The sequence below is a fragment of the Aquabacterium sp. NJ1 genome (assembly GCF_000768065.1).
Taxonomy (GTDB): Bacteria; Pseudomonadota; Gammaproteobacteria; order Burkholderiales; family Burkholderiaceae_C; genus Aquabacterium.
This window is the reverse complement of sequence record NZ_JRKM01000001.1, coordinates 1,424,180-1,439,869: the sequence shown is the minus strand read 5'-3', so window position 1 is coordinate 1,439,869 and position 15,690 is coordinate 1,424,180. Positions and strand designations below refer to the sequence as shown.

Below are 15,690 nucleotides of genomic sequence, written 5' to 3'. Positions count from 1 at the left end.
TGACAAGGGCGTCATGCCTGGGTGATACATTGCGCAATCAGCGTTGTGCACCCCTTACCGGGGCGCGCGCTATTTTTTTACCAGAGGACCTTTTCATATGAAGTGGATGCGTGACATGGCTCGGTGGTTGCTGGCCACCATGTTCCTGGCAGTCGGCTTGAACGCCCATGCGGCTCAGAACGATTACGTGCTGGGCGCGGGTGACCAGATCCGGATCTTCGTGTTCCAGAACCCGGACCTGCAACTGGATGCCCGTATCAACGAAAGCGGCACCATCTCCTACCCCTTGCTGGGTGTGGTCAAGCTCGGCGGCCTGACGGTGTCGGATGCCGAGAAGAAGCTGGCCAGTGGCCTGAAGGACGGCAACTTCCTGAAGCAGCCCCAGGTGTCCATTCTGGTGATGGACATGAAGGCCAATCTGGTGTCCGTGCTGGGCCAGGTGCTCAAGCCCGGGCGCTATGCCCTGGGTGCCGGTGCGGGTGGCAACAAGCTCAGCGAAGTGCTGGCGCAGGCCGGTGGCATCGTCAATGGCGGTGGCACCGACATCGTGGTGGTGACGGGCAAGCGTGATGGCAAGGCCTTCCGCAAGGAAATCGACTTCCCCCGCGTGTTTGCCGCCAAGAACCCAGCCGAAGACCTGGTGCTGGCCAATGGCGACAACATCTGGGTGGACCGCGCGCCCATGATCTACATCTATGGTGAAGTGCAGCGCCCTGGCCCTCAGGCCCTGCAGCGCGACATGACCTTGCTGCAGGCCCTGGCCACCGGTGGCGGCCTGACCCTGCGTGGTACGCAACGCGGTATCCGTGTGCACCGCCGCGATGAAAACGGCGTGGTCCAGGTGCTGACACCCGACCTGAATGACAAGATGCAGCCCGGCGACGTCATCTACGTCAAGGAAAGCATTTTCTAAATGCTGCCCTGAACAAGAAGGCCTGAGGTGTCAGGCCTTCTTTTCCCACGCCACAGCGTAGAACCCGTCGGTGGCGTGCCGGTGAGGCCACAACCTGACGTGGCCTGCCGGGGTGACCAGCGATTCGGCCTGCGTCACGCCAGCTTGCTCCAGCTTCTCGCGGGCATCCAGCTGCACAAAATCCTCGTGTTCCGCCGTGAAGGCATTGGCGATGACCTCGTTCTCCGCCGGCATCAGGCTGCAGGTCGCGTAGACCAGCCGGCCGCCCGGTTTGAGCAGGCGCGCCGCGCTGTTGAGGATGGCCTTTTGCTTGGCCTGCAATTCCTCGATGGCCTTGGGGCTCTGGCGCCATTTCAAATCGGGGTTGCGGCGCAGCGTACCCAGGCCGGAGCAGGGCGCGTCCACCAGCACGCGGTCGATCTTGCCGCGCAGGCGCTTGATGCGATCGTCGTTTTCGTGGGCGATCTGCGTGGCGTACACATTGGACAGGCCGCTGCGCGCCAGGCGGGGCTTGAGGTTGTCCAGGCGATGGCCTGAGACGTCAAAGGCGTACAGGCGGCCGGTGTTGCGCATCATGGCGCCCAGGGCCAGGGTCTTGCCACCCGCGCCGGCACAGAAGTCCACCACCATCTCGCCGCGTTTGGCGCCGGTCAGCAGGGCCAGCAACTGGCTGCCTTCGTCCTGCACCTCGACATGGCCTTCGGTGTAGATCGGCATCTTCTGCAAGGCGGGCTTGCCTTCGATGCGGATGCCGATGGGCGAATAAGGGGTGGGCACGGCCGGGATGCCGGCAGCGACCAGCGTCTCCAGCACGGCTTCGCGCTTGGCCTTGACGGCGTTGACGCGCAAGTCCAGCGGGGCGCCGGCCGAGAAGGTGTCGACCAGTTTCCAGAAGTCTTCTTCGCCCAGTTGCTGGCGCAGGCTGTTGGAAATCCAGTCTGGCAGGTTGTGGCGCAGCTTGTCCTGCAGGGTGCTGCGGTCGATCATGGCGGTGCGTTCCAGCCACTGGCCTTCGTCCGTGGTGATGCCGTTTTTCAGGACGTGGGGCTGGCCTTGCCAGGCCAGCAGGGCCAGGCGGCGCTCCATGGGGCCGTGGCCGGATTGGGCCAGGTGGGCCCACAGCAGGCGCTGGCGCAGCACGGCGTAGGCCGTTTCGGCCAGGGCGTGGCGTTCACGCTGGCCCAGGTCCCTGTGGCTGCGGAAAAAGTAGGAAACGATGCTGTCGGCCGGGGCGTCGAGCTTGAGAACCTCACGGACGAGTTGCGTGGTGAGGTCGAGAAGAGCGTTCGGGTGCATGGGGGGGATTATCCCGCGTAGCGGCCACCCGCTCCCACTCGGGTGGGGCCCACAGGTGCTTGAGGCGCTGATTCAGGGGGCCGGGGCGCAGCATGTCACGGACCATGGCCACCCATTCGTGGATGGTCAGCCAGATGGGGTTGTGGCTGTGTACCTGCCGCACCAGGCCGTAATCGGGCGTTTCGGTCTCTTCGACAAAGGTGCCGAACAGGCGGTCGAACACGATCAGCGTGCCGCCGTAGTTCTTGTCGATGTAACGCGGGTTGCGGCCGTGGTGGGCGCGGTGGTGCGAGGGGGTGTTGAAGATGAACTCGATGGGGGCGGGCAGCTTGTCGACCCATTGCGTGTGCACGAAGAACTGATAGGCCAGGTTCAGCGACAAGGCGAACAACACCCAGCGTGGCTCGAAGCCGATCAGCACCATGGGCGTGTAGAACAGCCAGTTGCCGGCGAAGCTGTAGAGCCAGCTCTGGCGCATGGCGGTGGTGAAGTTCATGTGCTCGGAGGCATGGTGCACCACGTGGGCACACCAGAACCAGCGGATGCGGTGGCTGGCGCGGTGGAACCCGTAGTAGCAGAACTCCACACCCAGGTAGAGCGCCGCAAAGCTCCAGGGTGTGATGTCGATGGTGGCCAGGCGGTGCTGGTGCGCCCACATCATGGCCGGCAGCACCAGGGTGATCACGATGAGCACATCCAGGAAGGTGTAGACCCCGCCCAGCGTCATGCTGTCCAGCGAATCACGCAGTTCGTAGATGGGCTTGCTGCCTTGTTTGTCCGCGCGCCGAAAGTGCAGCCACTCCAGCATCACCGTCAGGAAAAACAGCGGGGACAACAGGACCAGCGCCCAGTCCTTCAAATCGGTCTGGGTGGCCCAGTGCAGGGCCAGGGCGAGGAAACGATCGAGATCAGGCATGGGACACGGCTTTGGGAAACCGGACTGATCTTGATCCGTTTGATGTTTTCTGGCTTGATCTTTATGGTCAGTTTCTTGACGTTTTGCGCCAAATTCGCGGGTCGTGGCTCCCGTGTAGCCCGAATGGGCAATGAGGTGTTCGATGGGCATCATCATGGGTCAGCTTGGTGAAGTACCCATGGCCGAAAACCGCGTCGCCGCATCCTACGCATTGCTGCTCTACGAGTATCTGGAGAACCAGGGGCTTGACCCTGTGCAGGTGCTGGGCACGCCGCGGCCGGATCAGGCCCAGCATTTCGTGCCCATGAGCGACTGGCAAACCTGGCTGCGCCGGGTTGACGCCTACGAGAAGCGTCCAGCGCTGGCTTTGCGCATTGCGGAATGCGTCAGCCCGCGGCATTTTGGCGTGGTCGGTTATGCCGCGCTGGCTTGCGGGACGCTGGCTGATGCTTTGCAGCGGCTGGAGCGCTATCACGCGTCGGTTTACGACGTGAATCCGGCCAAGATCACGAACACGCCGGAGGGTGTGGCCATCGAGTGGGGTGTCGAGCGCGGGCGCCCCGGCGCGCTGGTGGATGAAACGGCCATTGCCTCACTGGTGCAACTGGCGCGTGACATGACGGGCCGTTACTGGCCCATGCAGTCGGTCAGCTTCGTCAACCCCGCGCCTTTGAGCACCCAGCCCTATGAGGACTTCTTTGGTGGACATGTGGTGTTTGGCGCGCCCGTGACCCGCCTGGTGTTCGCGCATGAGTACCTGGCCTTGCCGCTGCGCAAGTCCGACCCGGCCTTGTTGTCGCTGCTGGATCAGCAAGCCGAAGCGCTGTTGCAGCAGGTGGCGGCGGTGCCCGCCATCGTGGAGTCCTGGCGCAAGACCCTGGTGCCGCTGATCCGCGAGGGCAAGACCTCGCTGGCCGCGCTGGCACAGGCGCATCACACCAGCCCGCGCAGTTTGCAGAGGCGGCTGGCCGAGCAGGGCACCAGCTTCCAGCAGTTGCTGGACAACACCCGCCAGCATCTGGCCGAGGGGCATCTGCGTGATGCCAAGCTGGATCTGGCCGAGATCGCCTTGCTGCTGGGGTACTCCGAACAAAGCGCGTTCACCCGCGCGTTCCGCTCCTGGACGGGCCTGGCGCCCGCACAGTGGCGCCGCCATCAGCTCAAGGCCGAGGTATGACGGCACTGGCTGCTTGCGCCGAGGCCCTGCCCGGCGTGCCGCCGCAGGTGGTTGAACGCGGTGAGCCCTTGCATGGGCGTTATGCAGGCCGCATCGATGCCATCGACTGGTCCAGGCTTGCAGGCACCCACAGCCGCTCGCGTTTGTGGCGAAGCCTGCACCACAAGCGTTGGCAGTACGTGGGCATCGGCTCCAGCGAGGTCTATGTGGGCGTGGCCATCGTGGACCTGGGCTGGAGTGTCACGGCCTTTGCGTATGTGTTCGACCGCTTGCGCAAGCGGGTGATCGCCGATTGGGCGCAGGATGGCCTGCCCGGTTTGTCTGGCGGGGTGTCCGACCAGCCTGTGCAAGGGGCAAAGGCCAGGTTCCGAGGGCCGGGCGCGGCCTTGTCGCTGTTGCACGAGGCCGGCGACATCATGCGGCTGAAGGTGCGGACGCCGGTCATGGCGCTGCAGGTCGAGCTTCCACTGGGGCAATGCGCGCCCTTCCTGCTGGCCGTGGGGCCGATCGAGGGTGGGGTGGCGCACGCCACCCAGAAATCTTCGGCACTGCCGGTGCGGGGCTGGGTGGAAGTCGAGGACGAGCGTTGGGACCTGACGCAGGCCGTGGCCTGCCTGGACAGCTCCAATGGCTTGCTGGCGCGTGACACCGAATGGCGCTGGGCCTGTGCGCACAGCGCCGAGGTGGGTTTCAATTTGCAGCAAGGCTACTTTGGTGGCCAGGAAAACGTGCTGTGGCTCAACGGCGAGCTGATCCCCCTGGGCGCTGCACACTTCGAGTTCGATGCCCAGCAGCCGCTGGCACCCTGGCGTATCCGCACCGACGATGGCTTGCTGGATCTCGTCTTTCAGCCGGAGGGCGCGCGCAGCGATGACCGGGATGTGCTGATCGCGGCCAGCTACTACATCCAGCCGGTCGGTACCTTTCAAGGAACGGTCCGGCGCACCCAGGGTGGCGTGCCCGTGCGGGTGGAGAACCTGCTCGGTGTGACCGAAGACCACCGCTCCCGCTGGTAAGCGCGGCATCGGCGGCCGAACCGATTTTTACCTTTGGTGTGATCCGTTTGGATCATGTCTCGGCACGCCCGTGCCATGGCGGCGGCGCAGCATATGGACCATGTTCAGATGGTTCCACCAAGCATCATGAGAAATCCAGAGAAGGGCGAGCGTGCGCTTCGCGGCCCAGGCGATGGATGGCAGCGCCACCTTGCCTGGGTGGTGCTCAGCCTTGCGGCCGTTGGTTATGTCGACATGGTGACGGGCTACGAGGTGTCCGTCTTCCTGCTCTACACGGCGCCGGTGGCGCTGGCCACACGGCGTCTGGGGACGGCGGCTGGCCTGTTGACCGCCATGGCGGCCACGGCGGTGTGGGTCATGGCCGATCTGCACAGCGGCCATGTCTACAGCCGGGCCTGGATCCTGTACATCAACGCCTTCAACCGCATGGTGTGCTTCATCCTGGCCGTGGCCGCCATCCGCTATTTGCGGGCCAGGCAACGCGCCCTGTTGCGTCAGATCGAGGCGTTCTCAGGGCAGATGGCCGCTTGTGGGCAATGCCATCGTCTGGCGGGCACGGATGGCTACTGGCGCACGGTTGATGACTATCTGCGCGAGTTTGGCGGGGCGGAACTGCACCAGAAGGTCTGCCCGGATTGCGCGCGCCGAGGCTATGCGCGCGCGGCTTACCGGTATTCGGCCGAGCAGGCCAGTTGAGTTCCCAGTCTGTCTGATTCCATGTCGTTTCGCATTCTTCATTGCATCTCTTCGGTCGACCCCAAGAAGGGCGGCCCGATCGAGGGGCTCAAGCAACTGTCGGCGGTCAACCAGCAGCAAGGCCACGTGGTCGAGGTCTTGACGCTGGACAAGCCGGAGGACCCCTGGGTCAAGGATTGCCCGCTGGTTTGCCATGCCATGGGGCCGACCTACATCGGCAACTACCAGTACAGCCCGCGCTGGGTGCCCTGGCTGAAAGCCAATGCCCATCGTTATGACGCCGTGATCGTCAATGGCATCTGGCAGTACCACGCCTTTGGTGTCTGGCGCGCCTTGCGTGGCACCAAGACACCGTACTTTGTGTTCACCCATGGCATGCTGGACCCCTGGTTCAAGCGCACCTACCCGCTCAAGCACCTCAAGAAGTGGTTGTTCTGGCCCTGGGCCGAGTACCGCGTGCTGCGTGACGCCACGGCCGTGATGTTCACCTGCGAAGACGAGCGCCGGCTGGCTCGGCAATCGTTCTGGCTCTACAAGTGTGATGAGTTCGTGATCAGCTATGGCACGAGCGCGCCGCCCACCGACGAGGCGCAGCAGCGCCAGGCCTTTTACGAGCGATTCCCACAGTTGCAGGGCAAGAAGGGCTTGCTGTTTCTGGGCCGGGTGCACGAGAAGAAGGGCCCGGATCTGTTGTTCAAGGCTTTTGCGGCCTTGCGCCAGCGGCAGCCTGAGCTGGTGCGCGACGTGCAGCTGGTGATGGCCGGGCCGCATGACCACGACTATGGTCAGCGCATGCAGGCCCTCGTCAAGGAGCTGGGCATCGACGATCAGGTGACGTGGACGGGCATGGTCAGCGGTGATGTCAAGTGGGGCGCCTTCCGGTCAGCCGAGGCCTTCATCCTACCTTCGCATCAGGAGAACTTTGGCATCGCGGTGGCCGAGGCCATGGCCTGCAGCCTGCCGGTGCTGATCTCCAACCAGGTCAACATCTGGCGCGAGATCCAGCAGGCCGAAGGTGGCCTGATCGATGTGGACACGCAAGCCGGCACGGAGCGGCTCATCGAGCAATGGTTGAGCACGCCGTCTGACCGATGGGCACGCATGCGCGCCAATGCCAAAGCCTGCTTCAACCAGCGCTTCCTGATCGACCGCACGGCCGAGTCCTTCATCGAGGCGATGGAAGTATTCGGCATGCGGCGCAAGCCGGGCCGCTGAGGCCTGCGCTACTCGTACTTCAGCCGAGCATCGTTGGGGATGCCTTCGATCGGGCATTCGGCCGTGCCCACGGTGGGCCGGGTCAGTGCCTCGACCATCGCTCTTGTCCCCTCGGGGTCCTTGATCCACTTCTCGTAGAACTCGTAAGGGCAGGTGGCCACGCCCTTGTCGCCCTCGCCCGAATTGATCATGCCGGTGTAGCCGCGGTGCAGCAGCTTGAACAAGTGGTTCTGCGATTGCCCGGTGCTGCGCGCATCACGGATCAGGCGCTTGCTCAGTTGCGCGTACTGGATGCCGTAGTCTTCTTCGCCGCATTCGCCCAGGGTGCGCCCATCAAAGCCGATGATGGCCGAGTGACCGAAGTAGCTGTAGACACCGTCGAAGCCAGAGGCATTGGCCACGGCCACATACGTGTTGTTGGCCCAGGCCATGGCCTTGGCCATGAGCACCTGCTGGTCCTTGGCAGGGTACATATAACCCTGGCAACGCACGACCAGCTCGGCGCCCTTCATGGTCACGTCGCGCCAGATCTCGGGGTAGTTGCCGTCGTCGCAGATGATCAGGCTGATCTTCATGCCCTTGGGGCCATCGGACACATAGGTCTTGTCGCCCGGGTACCAGCCCTCAATCGGGGTCCACGGCATGATCTTGCGGTACTTCTGGACGATCTCGCCCTCGGGGTTCATGAGGATCAGCGTGTTGTAGGGCACCTTCCTGGGGTGCTCTTCGTGCCGCTCGCCGGTCAACGAGAACACGCCCCAGACCTTGGCGTTGCGGCAGGCTTGCGCAAAGATCTCGGTCTCGTCGCCGGGGATGGTGGAGGCCGTGTCCATCATCTCCTGCTTGTCGTACATGATCCCGTGCGTGCTGTACTCGGGGAAGATGACGAGGTCCAGGCCGGGCAGGCCCAGCTTCATGCCCTCGATCATCTGGCGGATCTTGTGCGCGTTCTCGAGCACCTCGGCCTTGGTGTGCAGCCGGGGCATTTTGTAGTTGACGACCGCGACGCCAACGGTGTCGTCGCTGCTGGAAATATCGCCGTGAAGCATGGTGCGCTCCTGTAGATGAACCTGTGACGAGGTTCATTGTGGAAACCACAGGGGCGGTGGCCAATACGTTGTTTGACGTACTGGCGGGGCAGGCGTCGATCAGGGCCTGGATGGCTGGTCTGCGCCAGTGGCTCGCGTAACGGTAAAGGCGGAGATCGCGCTCACCAGGTCTGCAGCTTGCGTTTGCAGGCTGCTGGCCGCAGCAGCCATCTGTTCAACCATGGCCGCGTTCTGTTGCGTTGCCTGGTCCATCTGGGTGACAGCCTGACCGATCTGTGCCACACCGGTGCTTTGCTCCTGGCTGGCCGAACTGATTTCCCCCATGATGTCGGTGACGCGCCGGATGGCGTGAACCACTTCGTTCATGGTCGAGCCTGCCTGATCGACCATGTCGGTGCCTTGACCAACACGTTGCACGTTATCGTTGATGAGGGTTTTGATCTCTTTGGCTGCGCCAGCTGAGCGTACAGCCAGTGTCCGGACCTCGGCAGCCACAACCGCAAAGCCTCGGCCCTGCTCGCCGGCTCGCGCCGCTTCAACGGCAGCGTTCAACGCCAGGATATTGGTCTGGAAGGCGATGCTGTCAATCACGCCAATGATGTCGACAATCTTCTTCGAAGAGTCGTTGATTTCGCGCATGGTGTCCACCACTTGGCTTACGACCTCACCGCCCTTGACCGCGACGGACGATGCGCCGATGGCAAGTTGGTTGGCCTGCCTGGCGTTGTCGGCGTTTTGCTTGACTGTCGAGCTGAGTTGCTCCATGGACGCTGCGGTCTGTTCGAGTGCGCTGGCCTGATTCTCCGTGCGAGCCGACAGGTCTTGATTGCCATGGGCAATTTCGGTGCTGGCGATGGCCACCGAGTCGGAGCTTCGACGTACCTGGCTCACGATGCTGGCAAAGCTGTCCCGCATCGACTTGATCGCATGCAGCAGGCTGTCGTGGTCGTCAGGCTTGAGCGCAACATCCACGCTGAGATCGCCTGCAGCCAGTTGATGGGTCAAAGCCACGGCGTAAGCGGGCTCGCCACCAAGTTGTTTGAGCAGCCCACGCGAGATCACCAGGCCCACGCTCAGCATGAGCAGAGCCAGCGCCATGGTGCCCATGGAAAATTTGAGCGTGCGATCCCAGACCGTTGCAGCAACGGAATCCACGTACAGGCCCGAGCCGATCACCCAACCCCACGGCGCGAAGCCGACGACATAAGATACCTTGGGTACGGGGGTGTCGCTGCCTGGTCGTGGCCACATATAGCTGACGATGCCCGACCCGCTTGCTTTCACCGTACGCACGAATTCGACGAAGATAGGCACACCGTTCGGGTCTTTGATGCTGCCGAGATCCTGGCCATCCAGTTCAGGCTTCGTGGCGTGCATCACCATGCGAGGCTGCATGTCGTTGACCCAGAAATACTCTGTTTCGCTGTAACGCAGGCCCTTGATGGCCGCCAGCGCTTGTCGCTTGCCTTCTTCCTCGTTCATGTGCCCCGAGACCACTTCCTGATGAAAGTGTTTGACCAGCGAGTGAGCCACCTCGACCGTCTGCCGAACGCTGCGTTCGCGCTCGGCCATGATCAAGGTCCTTTCCGATGTGAGGAAGGTGGCGGCGAGCGCGACGACTCCCAGCAGGGCACTGACGATGATCAATCCCATCCTTTGCGCGATGGGCAGGGCGTGTACGCTCGACATGGGCTTTCCCTTGGGCAGATTGCACGCGATTACTCGGGCTGCGTGCAGGGCCTTTACCCGGGTATCGGCCCCTTTCCGAAAATCTTGAGTGAAGGCCGCTTGGGGCTTGGCGTTCAAGGTGCGCTCTGGCCTGTCGCTCGCATCACGTGAGTGCGTTGATGGGCTCATCCCGCTGCGCCTGAGGGGGCTGGGTCTGGGGCGCAGCCCACCTGCGGCTGCAGTTCCTCCCCCCCACCTTGGCGTGGTACAGCGCTTCATCGGCCTGTCGGATCAGGTCGTCCGTATCCAGCTCATGGCCCGGTATGACGCAGGCGTATCCGACGCTGCAGGTGACCCGGATGACGCCGGACGGCAAGGTGATCGCCAGGTTTTCAACCTGGGTACGCAGGCGCTCTGCCACAACCTGCACGCCCTCCTCGGTGATGTCGGGCAGCAGCACGACGAACTCTTCGCCACCGTAGCGCGCCAGCACGTCGCATGGCCGCATGATGGCCTGGCCCATGGCCTTGGCGGCCTCCTGCAGGACGATGTCACCGGCTGGGTGGCCGTGCTCGTCGTTGACGTGTTTGAAATGGTCCAGGTCCACGATCATCACGGCCAGGCGGGTGTTCAGCCTGCAGGCGCGGCGCCACTCGGTCTGGTATTGCCGCTCGAAGTGCAGGCGGTTGGGGACCTGCGTGAGCGGGTCGGTCAGGCTGACGTGTTCCAGCGCGCGGAAGGCCTCTTGCGCACGCCAGTAGTCCTGGCTCACGGTTCGGGCCGCGTGCATGATGTACACGGTGTAGATCACCATCAGGCTGGCCAGCATGAAGTTGCCGTCCGTGGCGTGGGCAGCGGTGGCAAGGGCCACCGGTGCGATCACCGACACGGGGAACCACATCTTGAGCGTCGGGTTGATGGCCATGGCCACGGTGCCACCGGAGCTCAGGCCGACACTGACCAGCAGCATGGACGTGCGGATGGGTTCGAGCGAGGGCAGGTAGACGCTGGCTGCGGTCAGCAAGCCCCAGGTCAGGCCATTGACCAGCACCAGCCCGACGGTGAGGCGGTGGGCCAGGGCCGGGCTGTGGTCCAGCAGGTTCTGGAGTTGATGCGCGACCAGGGCGCGGGTTGCCGCGATCACACCCAGCCAGGCGGTGGTGCCCCAGACCAGTTGCGGATGCGCCTTTTGCAGGCCTGCGACCAGCGTGATCACCAGCCACAAGGCGACGTAGACGTACATCGCGCCCATGATGCGGGAGGTGGTGTCGATCAGGGCCTGGTTGCGGGACTGCTGCGAGTGTTCAGGCGCCTCGGCGCCAGGCGGCGACACGGGGAGCGATGCCATCCTGCTCGGCAAGGGCGCCGGGGGCTGTGGATTCGGGGCAGAAAGCATGGAGACGACCAGACCAAAGCAGGGCAGCACAAGAGCCGGCACCGAAGCGCCGACCTTTTTGGTTTAGTCGGTCGGGTCGGGCGAATCTTGATGCCGGCCAATTCACGGATTCGCGGATGAGCGACTTTTCTCTCGCTTCAGCCCGAGATGTGTGGCATCAAGCGGCCCTGGCAATGTCCTGGGCGATGGCCTTGGCCTCGATGGCGATCTCCCGCAGCATCCCGGTGGGTGAAATATAGAAGCCGCAGAAGTAGAGGTGCTGGCCCGCCACGACAGAGCCGCTGAAGCGGGGCGTGCCGTGTTCGTCGACCGCGTCGCGCGAGGTGTGCAGCCAGCGGTGCACGGCAGGCCGAAAGCCCGTGGCCAGCACCACAGCGTCCACCTTCTGCTGGCGGCCGTCCACGAACATCACGCCGTCTGGCGTGAAGCACTCGATGTTGGGGTAGACGGTGACATGCCCTTGCTTGATCAGCTGGATGGTGCCGACATCGATGAAGGGCACGCGCCCCTGCTCGCGGATCTGGGTGATGGGCCCTTCTGCAGGTCGTCGCAGGCCATAAGGCCGCAGATCGCCGATGATGGCGTTGGTGATGGGCGCATTGAGCTTGTCGACCAGGCGCGAGGGCATGTTGCGCTGCAAGATGCCCATGGTGAGGAAGGGCACGCCCATGATCTCGCGCGGGATCACGTTGACGGGGCTGCGCACGGCGATGCAGGGGCGGGCGCCGTGTTCGTGCAGGTCGATCAGCATCTCGCCGCCGGAGTTGCCCAGGCCGACCACGAGCACGTCCTTGCCTTTGAAGGCCGAGCCATTGCGGTAGTGTTTGCTGTGCAGGATCTGGCCCTGGTACTGGGCTTGCCCCGGCCAGGTCGGGATCTGCGGCTCGTTGTTGTAGCCGCTGGCCACCACCAGGGAGCGCGCCCGATAGTGCCCCTGGCTGGTGGTGACATCCCAATGCGTGCCCTGCCTGTGCGCGTCCAGGACTTCTTCATCACAACGCGGGTGCAGGTTGAAGTGGCGCGCGTACGCTTCGAGGTAGTCCACCACCTGCTGCCTGGAGGGGTAGCGAGGGTAATGCGGTGGCAGCTTGAAGTAGGGCAGCGAGGAGTGCGCCTTGTCGGTGTGCAGGTGCAGCCGGTCGTAATGGGTGCGCCAGGCGTGGCCCAGCTGGGGCTGGCGCTCCACCATCACGAATGGTTTGCCTTCGCGCTGAAGGCAGGCGGCCACCGCCAGGCCGGCTGGCCCCGCGCCGACGATGAGGGTGTCGGTTTGCTCAGGCTGTTGCATGCTCAGCGCCCCAGAATCTCGTTGGCGGCACGCTCGCCGGAGCGCACGGCACCGTCCATGTAGCCGGCCCAGATGGTCGATGTTTCCGTGCCGGCCCAGTGCAGGCGGCCAATGGGGGCCCGCAAGGCCGCGCCAAAGCCGGTGAGCACGCCGGGCGGGAAGACGCCGGTGGGGCCGCCGCCGCTGAGGTTCTCCGACTGCCAGTTGTTCTCGGTGTAGGCCAGGGGCGTGGCCGCTTGCGGGCCGAAGTAGACGCTCATGGCCTTGAGCACATTGGCCTTGCGGGCTTCGGGTGTCATCAACACCGCGTCGCGGGCGTCCTGGCCATCGATGAAGCCCATCAGCACGCCGGGCGCACCGGGCTCCGGTGGGGTGTTGTCGAACACGACCTTGGGCAGGTAGGCGTCGCTGGTGACCTGGCCGCTCAGGCCGGCGTCACGCCAGAAGGGCTTGTCATACACGCAATGCACCTTCCAGATCGAGCCCATGGGCACGCGTTGCATCATCTGCAGGCGGTATTGCGTCGGGCCGTCCAGTGGCTCGTAGTTCAGTCGCGAGGCCATCCAGGGCGACATGGCCATCACGGCATGCTGCGCGCGCACCGTGAAGCCATCACCCGAGACCGTGATGTCGTAGTCGTCCTGCTTGATCTGCCGGGCTGGCGAGTTGTAGAGGATGCGCGTGCCCAGCTCCCGCGCCATGCCCAGTGCGATGGATTGCGAGCCACCCACGATGCGATCCTGCTGGGCTCCGCCAGCCGTGCTCAGCATGGTGGTGAGGCCACCGCCTGCATGGATGTAGAACAGCATGTAGAGCAGGGAGATGTCGCGCGGTTCGACCGACAACAGCGCCAGCACGGCCAGGCGCAACAGCGACTTGGCGTCGGCCGTCAGCAAGTTGGCGTCCATCCAGGTCTGCACGCTCTGGTTGTCCCACTGCACGGCCTTGCTGGCGTTCCAGGGGGCGTCCAGTGGCACCGTCTTGGCCATGTCGTCGATGCGCAGCATGGCGATGCCGATCTCGGCGGTGGAGAACAGGCCCGTCCAGGGCAGCACGCCGCTGTAGGTGGCGCGCTTGCCGTTCACGTAGTTGACCTGCTTGCCGGTGTTGTAGGCGGGGAAGGTCTTGATGCCCAGTTGCTGCACCAGGCTGTACATGCGGTCCTGCGTGGGCCCGATGAATTCGGCGCCGCCCTCGACCACGTACTGGCTGAAGGGCGCAGGCAGGGTCTGGTTCACGCAGCGGCCACCCACACGGTCGCGTGCCTCCAGCAGGAGGACCTGCTTGCCTGCCGCGACCAGGCTGCGCGCGCAGGCCAGGCCTGAATAACCGCCGCCCACGATGACGACGTCGGCGCTGTAGTCACCCACTGCGCCTGAACCCGTGGCGGCCTGCGCCAGGTTGTCTTTGCCAACGGGCAGCAAGGTGGCGGCAGCGGTGGCGGTCAGGCCGCTCAACAGGCGGCGGCGTGATGGGGTGCTGGGTTGGCTCATGGTGAAATCCTGAAACGTTGATTTGAAAAATAACAACGTTTTTCAGGCTAGTGCTCTGAAGGCCCCATGTTTATTGAAGAAAACCCCTATTCGGCCGCGCTCTGCTGGGAGAAAACGCGCTGAATGTAAGTCGTCTGACACTTGTTTCACCCCTGTTTGAGTGGTGTGGGTTAACCCGTTCGGGTTATCACGTGTTGGCCGCTTGATGCCCCCTGCGCAGACTCGCTTCGCGCTTGACGCAAACAACGAGACAACACACACAAGAGGTTCCAGATGAGAGCAAGTCGGTTTTCGCTTCTGGCCATCAAGGCCGTGGCAGGCACGCTGATTGGTGGCCTGGCCCATGCAGGCTATTTCCAGTGGGACACGGTGACCGCGCCAACCGGCGGCGGCGCCACCTGCGGCAATGGCACGCCTTACCGCTTCTTCGTCAACCGCACGCCCTTCACGAGCAAGACGGTCATCATGTTCGAAGGCGGTGGTGCCTGCTGGGATGGCGTCAGCTGCAAGGGCGGCAGCATGCTGGCGGCGGTCAACCCCGATGGCGTGCCTTCCAATTACATGTCGGACTTCAACCGGCAGGCACACCTCGGGCTGGTCACGCCGTTCACGGCTCGCATCGACCCCTTGCAGGCCGTGAAGACGCAAAGCTGGAACATCGTGTACGTGCCTTACTGCACCGGCGACGTGCAGACCGGCAACAAGACGGTGGTCTACAACCCCGAGGACCCCGCCAAGGCCTATGCCTTCGAGCACAAGGGCCTCAACAACATGAAGTACGTGGCCAACTGGATGGCGGCGAACATGGCTTCACCTGCACAGCTGCTGATCACGGGCTTCTCGGCCGGTGGCGTGGCCTCTTCGGCGCACTACGCCATGTTCCGTGAGGCACTGCGCCCCAGGAAGTCGGCGCTGCTGTCGGATGCGGGCCCCTTGATGATCGCGCCGCGCAATGGCGACCCGGCGCAATACCCCTCCGTGCCCCTGCACAACAAGATCCGCGAGGCCTGGGGGCTGGACGGCCCCAAGGGCATGGTCACCGAGATCGTGGCCAAGTACCCGGGCGTGGGTGACCCCAACAACCTGGGCACGCTGCAGGGCAATCTGGGCAAGCTGTTCCCGCAGGACCGCCTGGGCTACACCCTGTTCCAGGAAGATGGCGTTTTCTCGGCTTTCTCGTACCGGAAGTTCTTCCCCGAGATCGCCAACGCGCCCACCGATGCCGAGCGCCTGAAGCTGCTCAACCAGAAGTGGCGCCAGGACCTCAAGCCCTGGCTGGCGGCGTTGAGCGCCTACCCGAACGTGGGTTACTACATCCCCAACTGGCGCAAGTTCAACCAGGCCCATTGCGCCACCATCCTGACTTTTGGCGGCTCCAGCATCGCGGAGCGGGGCTACCAGTCGCTCGGCGTTTTCCTGGACAACCTGCTGGATGGCAGTGGCCCCGTGCTGCGCGCCGAAGAGCTGAATCCGCCGGCACAGCGGGTTTACCTCAGTGACGTCATTGCGGATGGTCTGGCGGATCTGATTCCGCTTTAATGAACCCTGACAGGGGTGCGCGCGGGCT

At 63.9% G+C, this 15,690-nt stretch carries 13 protein-coding genes; 6 read left to right on the top strand and 7 right to left on the bottom strand.

Annotated features, from left to right (window positions below; genetic code table 11):
• The first annotated feature begins 97 nt into the window (after positions 1–97).
• Complete coding sequence (gene epsE / locus JY96_RS06215; protein ID WP_035035878.1) at positions 98–913, top strand: polysaccharide export protein EpsE; 816 nt, start codon at positions 98–100, stop codon at positions 911–913.
• Between the two features lie 30 nt (positions 914–943).
• Here the strand turns inward: epsE and JY96_RS06210 are convergent, their stop codons facing one another.
• Together JY96_RS06210 and JY96_RS06205 are read right to left on the bottom strand one after the other, a co-directional pair.
• Positions 944–2,209 (bottom strand): RsmB/NOP family class I SAM-dependent RNA methyltransferase, encoded by a 1,266-nt coding sequence (locus JY96_RS06210; RefSeq protein ID WP_035035876.1) that lies wholly within the window; start codon positions 2,207–2,209, stop codon positions 944–946.
• Positions 2,163–3,125 carry a sterol desaturase family protein gene (locus JY96_RS06205; protein ID WP_081961081.1) on the bottom strand — a complete coding sequence of 321 codons (963 nt, stop codon included), beginning with the start codon at positions 3,123–3,125 and terminating at the stop codon, positions 2,163–2,165. Before JY96_RS06205 ends, JY96_RS06210 begins: the two co-directional genes overlap by 47 nt.
• A gap of 142 nt (positions 3,126–3,267) precedes the next feature.
• Between JY96_RS06205 and JY96_RS06200 the strand changes: the two genes are divergently transcribed.
• The 4 genes from JY96_RS06200 to JY96_RS06185 all read left to right on the top strand — a co-directional run bounded on the left by JY96_RS06200 (position 3,268) and on the right by JY96_RS06185 (position 7,229).
• Positions 3,268–4,302 (top strand): AraC family transcriptional regulator, encoded by a 1,035-nt coding sequence (locus JY96_RS06200; RefSeq protein ID WP_161784249.1) that lies wholly within the window; start codon positions 3,268–3,270, stop codon positions 4,300–4,302.
• Positions 4,299–5,318, top strand: coding sequence for a DUF2804 domain-containing protein (locus JY96_RS06195; protein WP_035035873.1), 1,020 nt, complete (start codon positions 4,299–4,301; stop codon positions 5,316–5,318). Before JY96_RS06200 ends, JY96_RS06195 begins: the two co-directional genes overlap by 4 nt.
• A gap of 126 nt (positions 5,319–5,444) precedes the next feature.
• Entirely contained in the window at positions 5,445–6,014 is a 570-nt protein-coding gene (locus JY96_RS06190; RefSeq protein ID WP_152606376.1) for a hypothetical protein, read from the top strand.
• Between the two features lie 21 nt (positions 6,015–6,035).
• Positions 6,036–7,229 carry a glycosyltransferase gene (locus JY96_RS06185; protein ID WP_035035868.1) on the top strand — a complete coding sequence of 398 codons (1,194 nt, stop codon included), beginning with the start codon at positions 6,036–6,038 and terminating at the stop codon, positions 7,227–7,229.
• A gap of 8 nt (positions 7,230–7,237) precedes the next feature.
• Here the strand turns inward: JY96_RS06185 and JY96_RS06180 are convergent, their stop codons facing one another.
• From JY96_RS06180 to JY96_RS06160, 5 genes are all read right to left on the bottom strand, one after another.
• The gene (locus JY96_RS06180) at positions 7,238–8,278 is read right to left on the bottom strand and encodes an aliphatic amidase (RefSeq protein ID WP_035035865.1); all 1,041 of its coding nucleotides are present in this window, start codon (positions 8,276–8,278) and stop codon (positions 7,238–7,240) included.
• A gap of 99 nt (positions 8,279–8,377) precedes the next feature.
• Entirely contained in the window at positions 8,378–10,084 is a 1,707-nt protein-coding gene (locus JY96_RS06175; RefSeq protein ID WP_369796126.1) for a methyl-accepting chemotaxis protein, read from the bottom strand.
• A 25-nt stretch (positions 10,085–10,109) separates the two neighbouring features.
• Positions 10,110–11,294, bottom strand: a complete 1,185-nt coding sequence (locus tag JY96_RS22020) for a sensor domain-containing diguanylate cyclase (protein ID WP_052162197.1) — start codon at positions 11,292–11,294, stop codon at positions 10,110–10,112.
• A gap of 205 nt (positions 11,295–11,499) precedes the next feature.
• Positions 11,500–12,630, bottom strand: a complete 1,131-nt coding sequence (locus JY96_RS06165) for an NAD(P)/FAD-dependent oxidoreductase (RefSeq protein ID WP_035035862.1) — start codon at positions 12,628–12,630, stop codon at positions 11,500–11,502.
• A gap of 2 nt (positions 12,631–12,632) precedes the next feature.
• Positions 12,633–14,123 carry an FAD-dependent oxidoreductase gene (locus JY96_RS06160; RefSeq protein ID WP_035035860.1) on the bottom strand — a complete coding sequence of 497 codons (1,491 nt, stop codon included), beginning with the start codon at positions 14,121–14,123 and terminating at the stop codon, positions 12,633–12,635.
• A 273-nt stretch (positions 14,124–14,396) separates the two neighbouring features.
• On the opposite strand from JY96_RS06160, the gene JY96_RS06155 reads away from it, so the two are divergent.
• Positions 14,397–15,662 (top strand): pectin acetylesterase-family hydrolase, encoded by a 1,266-nt coding sequence (locus JY96_RS06155; RefSeq protein WP_052162196.1) that lies wholly within the window; start codon positions 14,397–14,399, stop codon positions 15,660–15,662.
• Positions 15,663–15,690 lie beyond the last annotated feature (28 nt).